This is a genomic window from Chryseobacterium gotjawalense, from assembly GCF_030012525.1.
Classification (GTDB): domain Bacteria; phylum Bacteroidota; class Bacteroidia; order Flavobacteriales; family Weeksellaceae; genus Kaistella; species Kaistella gotjawalense.
In genome coordinates this window covers 2,177,671-2,192,856 of the sequence record NZ_CP124855.1, presented here as the reverse complement: position 1 = coordinate 2,192,856, position 15,186 = coordinate 2,177,671, and the positions used below count along the sequence as shown (strand labels likewise).

General features: G+C 37.4%; 13 protein-coding genes. 11 read left to right on the top strand and 2 right to left on the bottom strand.

Annotation, left to right across the window (positions count from 1 at the left end):
* The 4 genes from fabG (at position 1) to QGN23_RS09990 (ending at position 3,784) form a co-directional block, all read left to right on the top strand.
* Positions 1–744 (top strand): 3-oxoacyl-[acyl-carrier-protein] reductase, encoded by a 744-nt coding sequence (gene fabG / locus QGN23_RS10005; RefSeq protein ID WP_282904172.1) that lies wholly within the window; start codon positions 1–3, stop codon positions 742–744.
* Between the two features lie 279 nt (positions 745–1,023).
* Entirely contained in the window at positions 1,024–2,175 is a 1,152-nt protein-coding gene (egtB, locus tag QGN23_RS10000; RefSeq protein ID WP_282904171.1) for an ergothioneine biosynthesis protein EgtB, read from the top strand.
* On the top strand, positions 2,172–3,125 hold the full coding sequence (egtD, locus tag QGN23_RS09995; RefSeq protein WP_282904170.1) for an L-histidine N(alpha)-methyltransferase: 954 nt from the start codon (positions 2,172–2,174) through the stop codon (positions 3,123–3,125). Before egtB ends, egtD begins: the two co-directional genes overlap by 4 nt.
* Positions 3,122–3,784 (top strand): aspartate/glutamate racemase family protein, encoded by a 663-nt coding sequence (locus QGN23_RS09990; protein WP_282904169.1) that lies wholly within the window; start codon positions 3,122–3,124, stop codon positions 3,782–3,784. Before egtD ends, QGN23_RS09990 begins: the two co-directional genes overlap by 4 nt.
* A gap of 76 nt (positions 3,785–3,860) precedes the next feature.
* Here the strand turns inward: QGN23_RS09990 and QGN23_RS09985 are convergent, their stop codons facing one another.
* Both QGN23_RS09985 and surE read right to left on the bottom strand, forming a co-directional pair.
* The gene (locus tag QGN23_RS09985) at positions 3,861–4,901 is read right to left on the bottom strand and encodes a GMP reductase (RefSeq protein WP_282904168.1); all 1,041 of its coding nucleotides are present in this window, start codon (positions 4,899–4,901) and stop codon (positions 3,861–3,863) included.
* A 57-nt stretch (positions 4,902–4,958) separates the two neighbouring features.
* The gene (surE, locus tag QGN23_RS09980) at positions 4,959–5,723 is read right to left on the bottom strand and encodes a 5'/3'-nucleotidase SurE (RefSeq protein WP_282904167.1); all 765 of its coding nucleotides are present in this window, start codon (positions 5,721–5,723) and stop codon (positions 4,959–4,961) included.
* A gap of 218 nt (positions 5,724–5,941) precedes the next feature.
* Here surE and QGN23_RS09975 point away from each other — a divergent pair, with 218 nt between their 5' ends.
* The 7 genes from QGN23_RS09975 to QGN23_RS09945 all read left to right on the top strand — a co-directional run bounded on the left by QGN23_RS09975 (position 5,942) and on the right by QGN23_RS09945 (position 15,073).
* On the top strand, positions 5,942–8,224 hold the full coding sequence (locus QGN23_RS09975) for a DUF5686 family protein (protein WP_282904166.1): 2,283 nt from the start codon (positions 5,942–5,944) through the stop codon (positions 8,222–8,224).
* 160 nt (positions 8,225–8,384) lie between these two features.
* The gene (locus QGN23_RS09970; protein ID WP_282904165.1) at positions 8,385–10,505 is read left to right on the top strand and encodes a carboxy terminal-processing peptidase; all 2,121 of its coding nucleotides are present in this window, start codon (positions 8,385–8,387) and stop codon (positions 10,503–10,505) included.
* A gap of 143 nt (positions 10,506–10,648) precedes the next feature.
* Entirely contained in the window at positions 10,649–11,962 is a 1,314-nt protein-coding gene (locus QGN23_RS09965) for a 2TM domain-containing protein (RefSeq protein WP_282904164.1), read from the top strand.
* 99 nt (positions 11,963–12,061) lie between these two features.
* Positions 12,062–12,334 (top strand): 2TM domain-containing protein, encoded by a 273-nt coding sequence (locus QGN23_RS09960; protein ID WP_282904163.1) that lies wholly within the window; start codon positions 12,062–12,064, stop codon positions 12,332–12,334.
* An 18-nt stretch (positions 12,335–12,352) separates the two neighbouring features.
* Complete coding sequence (locus tag QGN23_RS09955) at positions 12,353–12,913, top strand: methyltransferase family protein (RefSeq protein ID WP_282904162.1); 561 nt, start codon at positions 12,353–12,355, stop codon at positions 12,911–12,913.
* A gap of 9 nt (positions 12,914–12,922) precedes the next feature.
* Positions 12,923–13,666, top strand: a complete 744-nt coding sequence (locus tag QGN23_RS09950) for a LytR/AlgR family response regulator transcription factor (protein ID WP_282904161.1) — start codon at positions 12,923–12,925, stop codon at positions 13,664–13,666.
* A gap of 111 nt (positions 13,667–13,777) precedes the next feature.
* Positions 13,778–15,073, top strand: a complete 1,296-nt coding sequence (locus QGN23_RS09945) for a DEAD/DEAH box helicase (RefSeq protein WP_282904160.1) — start codon at positions 13,778–13,780, stop codon at positions 15,071–15,073.
* Positions 15,074–15,186: the final 113 nt, after the last annotated feature.

Sequence of the window (15,186 nt, the reverse complement as noted above, 5' to 3'; positions counted from 1 at the left end):
ATGGGATTATTAGAAGGAAAAGTTGCCCTCATCACAGGAGCAACACGCGGAATCGGAAAAGGAATCGCAGAAGTTTTTGCGAGAGAAGGAGCGCAAGTTGCTTTTACCTACGCCGGTTCTGTCGATAAAGCAAAAGCTTTGGAGGAAGAATTAGGAAAGATAATCAAGGTAAAATCCTACCAGTCAGATGCTTCCGATTACGATGCTGCTCAGCAGTTAGCTGCGGATGTGCTTGCAGATTTTGGTAAAATCGATATTTTGATCAACAACGCCGGAATTACGCGCGATAATTTAATGCTCAGAATGTCAAAAGACGATTGGGATACCATCATAAAAGTGAATTTGGATTCGGTATTCAACCTGACCAAAGCAGTAATTAAACCGATGATGAAAGCAAGATCAGGCTCAATTATCAATATGACGTCGGTCGTTGGGGTTAAAGGTAATGCTGGTCAGGCAAACTATGCGGCATCAAAAGCCGGAGTGATCGGTTTTTCAAAATCGATTGCGCTCGAGCTGGGTTCCCGGAATATCCGTTGCAATGCAGTTGCCCCAGGATTTATTGAAACTGAAATGACGGCTGCTTTAGACGAAAAAACCGTGCAGGGTTGGAGAGATGCAATTCCTTTGAAACGCGGTGGTCAGCCGGAAGATGTGGCGAATGCCTGTGTTTTCCTGGCGAGCGATATGTCCAATTATATCACAGGACAGGTTTTAAATGTTGATGGTGGAATGTTGACTTAATTCTGTAAATTTCTTTTAAAGGAGCTACAGGATTTTCGCTTCTTATAAAATGCAGTCCAGCTCTCCGCTATATCTTTTTCTTTTTCGGAAAAAAAGAAAAAGGATGCCGCTTCGATCTGGGCTAGATTACAATGATGTTTTTCTTACTAAAAATTTATCGTTCGCCACTTTAGATTTTTAGTAAGAATTTTTTTTGTTAATTATTAGTAATCAGTTGGTTATTTTTCGTTGCGGAATATTTTTTGTATTTCATACACTTATAATTTTTAGCCAAAATTTATGAGTGCTCTATTCCAAATATTTCAAAACACGCGTGCACACACCGTTTCCCTTTGTGAGCCTCTTGAAATTGAGGATTACATTCCTCAGCCTGTCGATTTTGCAAGTCCTCCAAAGTGGCACCTCAGTCACACCACGTGGTTTTTTGAGGAGATGATTCTTAAAAAATTTCTAGCCGGTTACAGGGTTTTCAATCCTCATTTTGGTTTTTTGTTCAACAGTTATTACCAGACCTTGGGTGATCGCGCCATTCGCACCGAACGCGGAACAATCACCCGCCCGACGGTTAAAGAAGTCTATGAATACCGAAAATATGTCGACGGTCATATCGAAAAATTATTACAGACCAATTCCAGTTCCGAATTAGAAGAACTTCTTATTTTAGGAATTAATCATGAGCAGCAACATCAGGAACTCCTGATTACGGATCTGAAACATACCTTTTCTTACAATCCTGTTTTTCCTGTTTATAAAGAGAAGTTCAACCTTACCGCTCAGGAAAATAGCGATGCCGGTTGGATCAAAATTCCCGAAGGAATCTACGAAATTGGGTATGAAGGAGCAGGTTTTCATTTCGATAATGAAAAAGGAAGACACAAAGTCTTTTTACATGAATTTCAAATTTCAAAAGCTTTCGTTACCAATGCAGAATTTATTGAATTCATGGAAGCCGGCGGGTATGAAAACTTTAGATTCTGGCTCGATGAAGGTTGGTCTTGGGTGAACGAAAATCAAGTAAAATCGCCACTTTACTGGAAACAAATTGAAGGAAAATGGTTTTCGTACACTTTAGAAGGATTAAAACCCATTGAGCCCAATCATATTTTGGCGCACATTTCTTTCTACGAAGCTCAAGCTTTCGCAACCTGGAAAGACCTCAGATTACCGACCGAATTTGAATGGGAAGCTGCCGAAGACCAGCTGGATTGGGGAAAACGCTGGGAATGGACGTATTCTGCTTACCTTCCTTACCCTAATTTCCGGATTGCAGAAGGAGCGGTCGGCGAATACAACGGCAAATTTATGGTCAGTCAAATGGTTTTGCGGGGAGCTTCAACGGCAACACCCAAAGGTCATGAAAGGAAAACCTACAGAAACTTTTTTCACCCAAAACACCGTTGGCAAGTCACCGGAATAAGATTAGCAAAATGAAAAAAAACGACCCATTTTTAAGAGATATTAAGGCTGGTCTCAGCCAAAATCCCAAATACATTTCTTCGCATTATTTCTACGATAAAGCAGGAGATGAGCTTTTCCAGCAAATTATGGAAATGCCGGAATATTATCTGACCAGTGCTGAAATGGAGATTTTCAGTCAACAAAGCGAGGCCATCATCCAGTCTTTTGAAATCAGTAATACTGAAGAATTTGAATTGATCGAATTGGGAGCCGGCGACGGAAAGAAAACACAATACCTGTTGAAAACGTTACTCGACAAGAACTTTAAGTTTAAATATATTCCGGTTGATATTTCGAAAAACAGCCTTTCTGTAATTACCGAAAGAATGCAGAACTTATTTCCCAACTTAAAATCTGATCCAAAGCAAGGTGATTATTTTCAGGTTTTAGACCAGCTTTTTTCGTCGGATAAACCGAAAGTCATTTTATTTATCGGGTCCAGTTTAGGGAACATGCCGGACGGAATTGCAGCTCAATTTTTACACAAGATTGCAGCTCATTTAAAAAATAATGAAAAACTGCTTCTGGGATTAGATCTTTTAAAATCAAAAGACATCGTTCTCCCAGCGTATAATGACGCTTCCGGAATTACCAGCGCCTTTAATTTAAATTTATTAAAAAGAATTAATAAAGAACTGGGTGCCGATTTTGATCTCGAAAATTTTGAACATGCTCCCGAATATACTGAAAAAGAAGGTATTGCAAAAAGTTATTTGAGAAGCAAAAAAAAGCATTCTGTTTACATCAAAGAACTGGAACAGTCTTTTGACTTTGAAGAAAATGAAACGATTCACACCGAGATTTCCCGAAAATACACCGATGAAATTTTACAGAATTTACTCAAGGATTCCGGATTGGAAATCACCCGCAAATTTTTGGATTCAAAGCGTTTTTTTGCGGATTATATTCTTACTAAAAAATGAAAGCAGATCTGGCCCGTCGTGGAATTTTAGGATTAGGTTCAGCTTCCACCGAATATTATCTTAACCAAATACACCGGAAATACCGGGAATGTAATTCTAAGTTTTCAACATGTCCGTTGCTGTTGTATCAAATTGATTTTCAGGAGATAAACCCGTTTTTGCCTAATAATTTTAAAGTCTTGATTCCGAAACTGAAAATTATCCTGAGGGAGATTTCAGATCTTGGAATTACAAAATTGCTGATTCCAAATATCACGCTGCACGAAACACTGGATCAAATAAAAAGCCCTTTTGAAATCTGTCATCCTGTGCAGTTAACTTTGGATTATCTAACTCAAAACAGAATTTCGAAGATTTTCCTCTTTGGAACTTTATATACTGTGAATTCTGAATATTTAGCGAAGAAATTTTCTGAAAAAGGAATTGTTATTTTAAAACCCACCTCAGAAGATCAAATTTGGATGGATGATTTCAGAAAAGAAGTTTACCAAAATACAGCATCTTCCGCACAGCAGTCATTTTTTAAAAATTTAATAAAAAAATATTCGGCTCAAAATCCTGTTGTAATCGCATGTACAGAGCTGTCGATTTTCGCTTTAAAAAATGAAAAAGCTTGCATCGATATGGCTGAATTGCAGATTGAAAAATGGTTGGAATAAAAAACCGTTCTTCTTTCAAAAAAAAATAATGCCCTGAAAAATCAGAGCATTATCGATTATAATTCAATTCCGTATTTTAACTTCCAAAAACCTGATTTTCCTGTTCTGCTACCCGGATAAAAGTCGTTCTTTTTGAAAGTTCCCGCAATTGAGAAGCACCAACATAAGTACAGGTTGACCGCACGCCGCCTAAAATATCTTTCACGGTTTCAGCAACGGCGCCTTTGTATGTAACTTTCACGGTTTTTCCTTCAGAAGCACGGTATTCTGCAACGCCGCCAGAATGTTTATCCATCGCAGTTTGGGAACTCATTCCGTAAAAAAGGCGGTATTTCTTGCCGTTTTCTTCTACGATTTCACCACCACTTTCGTCGTGTCCGGCAAACATTCCGCCCAACATCACGAAATCTGCGCCGCCGCCGAAGGCTTTTGCCACATCGCCTGGAACTTTACAGCCGCCATCCGAAATGATATGTCCGCCAAGTCCATGAGCGGCATCCGCACATTCTACAATCGCAGAAAGTTGTGGATAACCAACACCGGTTTTTATTCTCGTCGTACAAACCGAACCGGGCCCGATCCCGACTTTGATGATATCGGCACCCGCCAGGATCAGTTCTTCTACCATTTCACCGGTCACTACATTTCCTGCGATGATTGTTTTATCAGGAAAAATCTGACGCATTTTTTTTACAAAGCTGACGAAATGTTCAGAGTACCCATTGGCCACATCAATGCATAAAAAATTAATCTTTGGATGTGCCTGCACAATTTGCTGGATTTTTTCCTCATCCGCTTTGCTAATTCCTGTGCTCAAAGCGATATAATCGTAAATGGAATCTTCTTGGTTTTCAAGAAAATCCGACCATTCACTTAAAGTATAATGTTTGTGAATCGCAGTGATAATTTGATCTTTTGCCAGTGCTTCTGCCATTTCAAAAGTTCCAACGGTATCCATATTGGCTGCAATAATGGGAACACCGGTCCATTTTTTCTGTGAGTTTCTGAAGGTGAATATTCTTTCTAAACTTACTTGTGACCGGGATTTAAGAGTCGACCTTTTCGGACGGATCATCACGTCTTTAAATCCTAATTTGAGTTCGGTTTCTATGCGCATTTTTTAAATTTTAAAAATTAAAGAAAGGATAAGAGTTTAAGAATAATACTGCTGATATTATTCCAATATATTCCGCAAGTGCAGCAAATGTTCATGAGCAGTCATATCAAATTTTACGGGAACGATGGAGATATAACCATCAGCCAGAGCTGTTTCATCAGCATCATGACCATCATCCATATTGTTGAAATAACCGGTGAGCCAGAAATATTTTTTGCCATGTGGATTAATTCTTTCATCGAAATTTTCTTCCCATTTGGCATTGGCTTGGCGGCAGACTTTTAATCCTTTTATTTCTTCTTTCGCTAATTTAGGAATATTGACGTTGAGAACAATTCCTTTCGGCAAAGGATTTTCTAATACTTTTTTCACAATATTCTGAATGTGTTCTTTGGCATGGGAGAAATCTGCATCCCAGGAAAAATCCAGGAGAGAGAAACCAATTGCCTGCAAACCTTCTACACCTGCTTCTACCGCGGCACTCATTGTCCCGGAATAGATCACATTGATGGATGAGTTCGCGCCGTGATTGATTCCTGAAACCACAAGGTCGGGTCTTCTGGTCAAAATTTTATCCAGTGCAAACTTTACACAATCCACCGGCGTTCCGCTTAGGGAATAATCTTTCTGCGGACCTTCTAAATTGATTTCTTCAAAAGTTAAAGTTGAGTCGATGGTGATGGCATGACCTTTTCCGGATTGTGGCGAATTGGGAGCAACCACGATGACCTCGCCAATTTCGTTCATAAATTTCACAAGATTTCTAATTCCGGGAGCGGTAATTCCGTCGTCATTGGTGACTAATATTAAGGGTTTTTCCATGAATGTAAGATGATTTTCTACAAAAATAATTCTTTAAAAAGACAATCCGGGCATTCTTAATAAAGTTTAATATTTTTTGGCACTGTAATAGAAGTAAAGCTTTGAATACTACTTTTTTTATTAAGAAGTTGGAGATTACAGGACAACGTGAATTTTTATATTACTTTTGCCAGTTGTCTGAGACGTAAATTTTAAACGATTTTTGACCGCATTTATTTATGAAATATTTTAGAATTATTTTTCTGCTTCTTATTTTAGCTTCTGTATTTGCATTTTCTCAGGTGAGAGAAACCAATATCGATGAAGTGCAAATTAAAGTTTCTAAGAAAATTAAAAAGAAAGATAATCCGGCATACGCTATTTTACAGGAAGTCTGGAAACGGAAGAAAAGCAACGGCCTATCTCAGTTCCATGATTATCAGTACGAAGAATATGAGAAAATCGAGCTGGATCTCGCCAATCTGGATTCTACTTTTACCCGGAAAAAGATCTTCAACAAAGTCGGTTTTATTTTTAAATACGCAGATACTTTAGATCAGGCCAATCAACTGTCATTGCCGGTTTACTTTAATGAAACCCTTTATAAAAATTACGGAAGAAACGAACCTGACAGAAAAGAAAAGCGGGAAATTTTGGCCAATAAAACATCGGGACTTTCGAGCAGTGATGCGATGGCCAATACGGCGAAAAATCTTTATAAAGAAATCGATATTTATGATAATGTCCTCAATTTCTTCAACATCGGATTTACCAGCCCCATTGCCACAGATGGTTTTTCGGCGTACGATTATCAGCTTTTAGGCGAAGAAAGTATCAACGGTAATGATTGTTACCGGATTACCTATTCACCCAAAAGAAAAGATGTATTGTCGATGTACGGCGTACTATATATTTCAAAAGAAAATTATGCGGTCGTAAAAGCGACTTTAAAATCAACAAAAAGCATTAATGTAAACTTTGTAAACAGTTTTTATTACGATTTAGAATTTGACAATCCGAATGATGCTGTTTTTTTACCAAAGAAAAAGTACCAGGAAATTCAAATGTCGGTTTTCGGCAAGAAAGAAAATTCGAAAAGTATTACTGCTAAGAAAACGGTGATTTTCTCTGATTATCTTTTTAACCAAAAATTGAGCGACACGGTTTTTGAGACTAAAGCAACTTCTTTAACGGATGCGGAATATATCAAAGACGAAGCTTATTGGAAGGAAAACAGGAAAGAAGAATTATCAAAGTCTGAAGCGAATGTTTATGCCATGATGGATGAACTTCAGGATGTTCCTCAGTTTAAAAAAGCAGTCAAAATATACGAAGTCGTTTCATCCGGTTATTACAATGCTTTTAAAGCGATCGATTTTGGAGATATTTATTCCATAATCGGATTTAATGAAGTGGAAGGTTTCCGGTTGCGAGTCGGTGCAAGAACGTATTTTTCTGCGAATGACACTTGGCGGGCAGCTTTTTATACCGCGTATGGATTTAAGGATCATCAGCTAAAATACGGACTCGAATTTAGAAAAATGTTTAACCGCGATAATCGGTTTACATTGGGTGTTGGAACCCGTCGGGATATTTTACAGTTAGGAGCGCAACTGACTGGTGACGAAGGAATCATGACGCGTTCTTTCGCTTCGTCAGGAGTTTTGAGTTCCGGCGATAATTTTTATTTAAGTTCTGTAAATCAGGTAAGTGCGTTTGCGGCAATCGATCCTTTTAAAAATTTTACCGTCCGATTAGATGCCACAAACCAGACGACGAAATCGGCACTTCCGGAAAAGTTTTCTTTAGATTTTTATAAAAATAGTCAGCGGTATTCTGAACTGAATGATTCGAAGTTAGTGTTAAGTGTTACTGCGAGACCTGGCGCAGTATTTTCACAATATGGTGTTGACCGTTATGAACACAGCACTTTGGCGCCAACGGTTATGTTGAAATATACGCAGGGGTTGGAAGGAGTTCTCGGTTCAGATTTTAATTACAGCAAACTGCAGCTCTACTATTTTCAACCGATTCTTTTAAAAAGCTTCGGAAGATTAATGCTGAATGTAGAGGCCGGCAAAAACTTTAATAAACTGCCGTTGGCTTTGCAGAATATTATTCCCGGAAACCAGTCTTATAACCTGATGCCCAATACTTTTGCCTTGCTGAATTACTACGAGTTTGTGGCGGATCAATATGTAACTTTTCAGGCAGAACATCATTTTAACGGAAAAATCCTGTCTTATATTCCTTTGATTAAAAAATTAAAATTAAGAGAAGTTGCTTTTTACAGAACTGCGATGGGAAGCTTAATGGAACGTTCTGTTCTAATGAATGCAGGAAATCAGAATCTGTCAGCGCCGGAAGAAAAACCGTATTATGAATATGGTTTTGGAATCGAAAATATCGGGTTTGGAAACGTTCGGATTCTAAGAGTAGATTTCAACTGGCGGGGAAACTATCTCGAAAATCCAGACGCTAAAAAATTCGGAATTAAGTTTGGCTTCCAATTTTATTTCTGAAAAAATGCTTTTTTTTGGTATAAAAATGAATGAATTCTGTAAATTGTTTTAAAAATCTTACTTTATATTAAATAAGGTATTAATTTTGATACATTGAAAAATCCTGTAACAATTATGGATTAGTTTCAACAAATTATATATTACATTATTTAACAACTATATGTTCAAAAAATTTAACCTCAATAGATTACTGCTTTTCATTCCGTTGACGAGTCTGGTGTTTTGTTTTAACACCCCGAAAAATGACGACGAGAAAATGTCGACCATTATGATCAGCGTGAAAAACACGCTCAGTTATTTGCACTATTCGCCAAAACCTATTAATGATGCTTATTCACAGGAAGTTTATAAGCATTATTTTGAAATGGTAGATAACTCAAAAAGATACTTTCTGCAGTCAGATATGGCAGAATTTGCGCAGCATACTACAAAACTCGATGATTATCTTAACCAGGGAGATCTAAGGTTTTATAAATTAACCATCGATCGGCTGTATCAGAGAGTTGATGAAATAGATAAGATCACTCAGGATATTTTAAGCAAACCGATAAATTTAGATGAAGATGAAACGCTTGTTTTAGAACCGAAGAAAAAGAATAATCCTGCCAACCAAGCCGAACTTGCTGCAGAGTGGAAGAAATATATCAAATATAATATTCTGCAGGAAATGGAATCTTTAACAGCAAAAGAAGAAATGCAGAAGGAGAAAAAAGATTCTGTGCAGAAATTTAATTTGAAAGATACCATTAAACTTGAAATTTTAACTCCGGAAGCTAAAAGAATTAAAGCCACCGAAGAAGTAAAAGATCTGGTAACAGACACTTTCCGTAGGTTTAAGAAGAGAAATAAAATGGACTGGTTTACGGTTTATATGAACGCGTATACCGAAGTTTTTGACCCCCATACCAATTATTATTCACCGAAAAATAAAGAAGATTTCGATACCCAGTTTAAAGGGAAAGTCATCGGGATTGGTGCTGTTATTCAGGAGAAGAAAGGATTTTTATATTTAGGTGAATTGACCATCGGTGCACCTGCCTGGAAATCGAAACAGCTTTCAGCGGGAGATAAAATCTTAAAAGTAAGATCCAGCCCCGATCAGGATGCCGTGAGTGTCGTGGGAATGCTGGTAGATGAAGCGGTAAGATTAATTCGTGGTAAAGAAGGAACTAAGGTGGTTTTGACCGTGGAAAAGAAAGATAAGTCAATCAAAGAAGTAACCATGACCCGCGAAGAAGTAGCCATTGAGGATACTTTTGCCAGAAGTATTGTTGTGAATGCGCCGGATGGTAAAAAATATGGGTTTATTAATCTGCCAAGTTTCAACGCCGATTTTGAAGACTCGAAAGGAAGAAATGCTTCTGATGATATAAAAAATGAACTTGTTAAATTAAAAGCCCAAAATGTTCAGGGAATCGTTCTTGATCTCAGAAATAATGGCGGCGGAAGTTTAACTGAAGTCGGCGATATCATGGGCTTGTTTATGAACACCGGCGCTTATGTTCAGGTGAAAGACGGTAACGGAAAAATTCAAACGCTTAAAAACAAATCAAATGCTCCGGTTTGGACCGGTCCACTGGTGATTATGCAAAATGAACTTTCTGCGTCAGCATCGGAGATTTTGGCCGGAGCAATGCAGGATTACGGTCGTGGATTAATCCTCGGTTCGCCGCAGTCTTTCGGAAAAGGAACGGTTCAGACTTTTGTTGATCTGAACAGATTCCTGAATACGACCGATGATTTCGGATCTTTAAAACTGACCATTCAAAAATTTTATAGAATTTCTGGAGAATCCAACCAGAGAAAAGGAATCGTTTCTGATATTCAAATGAAAGATTTCTATACTTATGCGGAGATTGGTGAGCGCTACGACGAGTATGCGTTGGCCTGGGATAAAATTCCTGCCGCAGAATATCAGCCTGTCAACTATTTCTCAGTAACCGCTTTAAAAAAAGGAGTTGAAGAAAGATTGAAAAACAACAAAACCTACCAATTGATACAGGAATCTGCACAATGGAAAGAAAATCTGGATAAAGAGGAAACGATTTCACTGAATCAAAAGAAATTCAATGAAGTCATGCAGACCAGAAAATCACAGATCAAAAAGTTTAGAGGTTTAGAAAAATTCAATAATGGATTGAAATTTAGCTTAAATCCAGATGAAGCAATTCGTGAAAAAACCGACGAAGCTTTCACCAAAAAAACAGAAAACTGGACTAAGAATCTTCAGCGGGATTTATACCTTCAGGAAGCGATCAACGTGATTTCAGAAATGAAATAGATTGCTAAAATTAATGATACAGCAACCATCGGATTATCCGGTGGTTGTTTTTTTTGCCCTTCAGTGACCAAAATTTACCGTTCAGCAAAACAATATTTTATTTACCTTTAATCACGCATACATTTGTACCAACAATTTAGATCATGAACAGAAAGAGTTTAATCACGATATCCTGGATTACGTTTTTTATCGGAACGCTCACTTTTGTGTTTTTTACCCGTGAAAAAACGCCGGAACTTTATCTTTTAAACATTGTGATTGCAGCTATATACAGCTTTACAATCTCTATCGGAAACGGCTTGGTTAATGATTTTCTGAACAGAAAATACTCTTGGGTGGAAGATACCCGCACGAGAACTGTTCTGGGAATTTTAGGAACACTGCTGGTGAATGTCGTCTTGGTTCTTTTCTGTAATTATGTAAATTTTATTATTTTTCAGAAACAAAATACGTCTGAATTTTTCTCAGGAACAATGGGTTTTGTGAATTGGTTTACCATTAATATCGCCTTGCTGATTTCTGCAGTTTTACATGCAAAAGGATTTATAGAAGCCTGGAAAAGTTCGACCAGACAGGAAGTCGTACAGCAGAAACTCATCGCAAAATCTGCCAATGCTCAGTTTGAAAGTTTAAAGAATCAGCTTGATCCTCATTTTTTATTTAATTCTTTAAATGTATTAAGTGCTTTAATTGACGAGAATTCTGAGCAGGCACAGCGGTTTACATCGTCGATGTCGAAGATTTACCGCTACGTTTTGGAACAGAAAGACAAAGAATTAGTTACCGTAGAAGAAGAAATAGAATTTGCCAGAACGTACTGTGATTTATTAAAAACGAGATTTGAAGACAGCGTAACTTTTGATTTTAATGTTAATGAAAGAGATCTGAAATCGTACGTCGTTCCATTATCGCTGCAGTTGCTTTTAGAAAATTGTATCAAACATAATTTTGCTACTTCCGGCAAACCATTAAATATTAAAATTTATTCGGAAAACGGTTATCTTTTTATCGAAAATAATTTACAGCAAAGAGAACAGGTGAAAGAAAGTGCCGGAATTGGACTTTCCAATATTGTTCAGCGTTACGCTTTACTTACAAAACAAAATGTTTTCATCGAAAAATCAAGTGATTTTTTCAGAGTGAAAATCCCAATACTTACCCAAAAAACAACAGCAATGAATACACCGCTTTCACAAGAGTCGATTGCCTATCAAAAAGCATCGAAAAGAGTAAAAGAACTGAAAGGTTTCTACGGAAATCTCATCTCGTATTGTTTGGTCATTCCTTTTCTGATTTTTATAAACCTACGAACTTCATCCGACTACCACTGGTTTTGGTGGCCGATGTTGGGTTGGGGACTTGGTTTAAGTTTAAACGCGGTCAAAGTGTTTGGAATCAGCAGCAACTGGGAAGAAAAACAAATCCAGAAAATTTTAGATAAAGAAAATTCAAAATAATGGAAAATTTAACCAAGCAAGAAATAGATTATTCTATCGCACTTTAATTCAAACTGTGGGAAAAGAAAATGATGAACAAGGAACTCAATCAATAATACTATGGAAAATTATAGCGAAAACGACCTTCGGTATATCAGAGCGAAAGAACGCGTGAAAAAGATCAGGGGATTTTATATCCACGCTACTGTCTTTGTATTGGTGAATTTATTTATCATCGCCGGCAACAGGCAGTCGGGTGAAACGCTTGCTGATATGGATAATTACTGGACAGCGATCATCTGGGGAATCGTTCTCACCGCTCATGGAGTCACGGTTTTTTTTCTTAATATCTTTCTGGAAAAAGATTGGGAAGAAAAAAAATTAAAAAATTAATGGATCAATACAAATAGCATGAATACAATAACAAACAGTATTTTGGTTCTGTGGGGGCTTTCAGAAATTTATCTGCTCCTGAGAATGAGATCTGGAAGTGCTGATGCGAAAGGGAAAGACCAAAAGTCACTTTCACGTTTATGGCTGGTCATCGGTTTCAGCATCTTTTTCGGGATTTTTGTTGCTAAGGCTACGGTTTTCCCTTTTTATCAAAGGGACGGAATACAATTGTTAGGTTTGGCTTTTCTGATCCTGGGCGTTGTATTGAGGTTAATGGTCATTAATGATTTAGGGAAATATTTCACGGTAGATGTCACGATCAGAGAAGACCATCAGTTAAAAACGAATGGATTTTACAAATATGTGAGGCATCCTTCGTATTCCTTTTCCCTGCTCACTTTTTTGGGCTTGGCGATCGTTTTAAACAATTATATTTCTGCAATTATTCTGGTGGTTCCTGTTTTTCTAATGTTTCTTAATCGGATTAAAATAGAAGAACAGGTTTTAACGGAACAGTTCGGGAAACAGTACACCGATTATATGAAGAAAACCAAAAGACTTATTCCTTTTATTTATTAATTTTAGAAAATGATAAAAACCGTCATCATTGAAGATGAAAAACCTGCCGCCCGAAAACTTGAAAGATTAATCAGTTTATTCACTGATTTAGAATTAGTTGCGACGCTTAATTCTGTGGAAGAAGGTTTGGATTGGTTTCAAAATAATCGACACCCGGATTTGATATTTTCAGACATTGTTTTAGGCGACGGATTGTCTTTTGATATTTTTGAAAAAGTTCCGACCAGAAGTTTTATGATTTATACAACAGCTTTTGACCAATATACTTTGAAAGCTTTCAAGCTGAATTCCATTGATTATCTTTTAAAACCGATTATGGAAGAAGATCTGGAAAAAGCCATCAATAAATTTAAAAGTTTTTTACCTTCAGATTCGTCCAATAATTCATTGGAAATCAAGTCTTTAATTAAAGAAGAGAAACAGAAATTATCCCGTATTTTAGTCAAGATCGGCTATAATTTAAAGATTGTTCAAACCGATGAGGTATCTTGTTTTTACAGTGAAAATAAAATCGTTTACCTTCAGACGAAAGAGAGAACTTATCCCACCGATTTTACTTTAGATGAATTACAGGAAGTTTTGGAGGAGAAGAAATTTTTCAGAGTAAACCGACAGTTCATTATCAATTCTAGTTTCATTAAAAACATTCATACATCGCCTTATTATAAAGTGGAAATGGAGTTTCAGCCCGAAGAAGAAATCACCGTGAGCCGCGACCGGGTAAAGGATTTTAAAGACTGGCTGTCTAATTAATGAAGTGGTTTTACTTTATAAATCAGCTGCGGAATCTTTATTTTCGGAGTTTTTATAACACAAGATCAGCTAATTCACGAAAACTGTGGTTATCTTTGTAAAAAAATAAGCATGTCCAGACTGATATCCGACTTAGGAATAATTCATCCACTTCAAAAAGCCTTAACTGATTTAGAAATAACGGTTGCGACCGATATTCAGGATCAGGTTATTCCGGTGATTCTCGGTCAGAATGAAGATCTGGTTGCATTGGCCAAAACCGGAACAGGTAAAACTGCCGCTTTCGGACTGCCGCTGATACAGTTGGTCGATGTTGAAAATAAGAATATTCAAACCGTTATTTTAGCACCTACCAGAGAACTGAGCCAGCAGATCTTTAATAATCTTAAAGATTTTGCCAAATATATTCCTGAGGTTTCCATCGTCTTGCTGACGGGAGGAAATACGGTGAAATCACAAATAGAAGAGTTGAAAAATCCGACTCATATTGTAGTGGCAACCCCAGGTCGTTTTTTAGATCTGTTGGAAAAAGGAGCACTGGACATTAAATCCCTGAAAAACTTAGTTTTAGATGAAGCTGATGAAATGTTTCAGGCTTTAAAAGAAGACCTGATGCCGATTTTGAAAGCGATGCCTAAAAACCGCCGCACTTATTTATTCAGCGCAACCCTACCGGGAGAACTGAAAGATATTGTTCATAATTACATGTCGAGAAATGCGGTTTCTATTAATTCTGAAATGGCGACGGTCGGACATCAAGGTATTGATCATCAATATATTGTCGTAGAGCCGATTGAGAAATTAGATGTGCTTTTACACTTTTTAAACTCGCAGGAAGGAGGCAGAGGAATTATTTTCTGTAAAACCAAAGCAGCGGTCAATAAACTGGCGAAAAATCTGGCCATCCGTAAAATCTCCTCTGGTGCTTTGCACGGAAGTTTAACGCAGGGAATCCGGGACCGTATTATGGATCAGTTCCGCGAAGGATATATCGATATTTTGGTGGCTACCGATTTGGTCGCAAGAGGAATCGATGTCAAAGAATTAGCCTATGTCGTGAATTATCATTTGCCGGACACGCACGAAGCCTATGTGCATCGCAGCGGCAGAACGGGTAGAGCAGGAGCAAACGGACTTTCGATGACGATAATTCAGCAGGAAGAAGTGAAAGAAATTGCCGGTTTTGAACAAGAATTGGGAATTAAATTCAAAGAGATAAAAAAAGCCGATGCCGAAGCGATAGAATGGAACAATACTTTGGTTTGGGCGAAAAAAGTCTTCAAAACAAAACCCAACCGCGAGATTCCAGATGAGGTCAGACAGCAGGTTAAAACCATTTTTCATCATTTGACGAAAGAAGAATTGATGGATAAAGTGCTTTCAAATTATCTGGCAGAAAACAATTAAAAAATCGGCAGAAACCGGCTGAATTAAGCTGGTAATTTCATTGAGGATTTGTGCGGCAGGAATAGAAAATTGTAAATGTTTCCTAAAATAAAATTTTATTAATGCAAGAATAG

Coding starts and splice junctions, on each gene's coding strand:
- egtD (WP_282904170.1), top strand. CDS start 2,172: ATGAAAAAAAACGACCCATTTTTAAGAGATATTAAGGCTGGTCTCAGC.
- QGN23_RS09990 (WP_282904169.1), top strand. CDS start 3,122: ATGAAAGCAGATCTGGCCCGTCGTGGAATTTTAGGATTAGGTTCAGCT.
- QGN23_RS09970 (WP_282904165.1), top strand. CDS start 8,385: ATGTTCAAAAAATTTAACCTCAATAGATTACTGCTTTTCATTCCGTTG.
- QGN23_RS09985 (WP_282904168.1), bottom strand. CDS start 4,901: ATGCGCATAGAAACCGAACTCAAATTAGGATTTAAAGACGTGATGATC.
- egtB (WP_282904171.1), top strand. CDS start 1,024: ATGAGTGCTCTATTCCAAATATTTCAAAACACGCGTGCACACACCGTT.
- QGN23_RS09975 (WP_282904166.1), top strand. CDS start 5,942: ATGAAATATTTTAGAATTATTTTTCTGCTTCTTATTTTAGCTTCTGTA.
- QGN23_RS09950 (WP_282904161.1), top strand. CDS start 12,923: ATGATAAAAACCGTCATCATTGAAGATGAAAAACCTGCCGCCCGAAAA.
- surE (WP_282904167.1), bottom strand. CDS start 5,723: ATGGAAAAACCCTTAATATTAGTCACCAATGACGACGGAATTACCGCT.
- QGN23_RS09965 (WP_282904164.1), top strand. CDS start 10,649: ATGAACAGAAAGAGTTTAATCACGATATCCTGGATTACGTTTTTTATC.
- QGN23_RS09945 (WP_282904160.1), top strand. CDS start 13,778: ATGTCCAGACTGATATCCGACTTAGGAATAATTCATCCACTTCAAAAA.
- QGN23_RS09955 (WP_282904162.1), top strand. CDS start 12,353: ATGAATACAATAACAAACAGTATTTTGGTTCTGTGGGGGCTTTCAGAA.
- QGN23_RS09960 (WP_282904163.1), top strand. CDS start 12,062: ATGGAAAATTATAGCGAAAACGACCTTCGGTATATCAGAGCGAAAGAA.
- fabG (WP_282904172.1), top strand. CDS start 1: ATGGGATTATTAGAAGGAAAAGTTGCCCTCATCACAGGAGCAACACGC.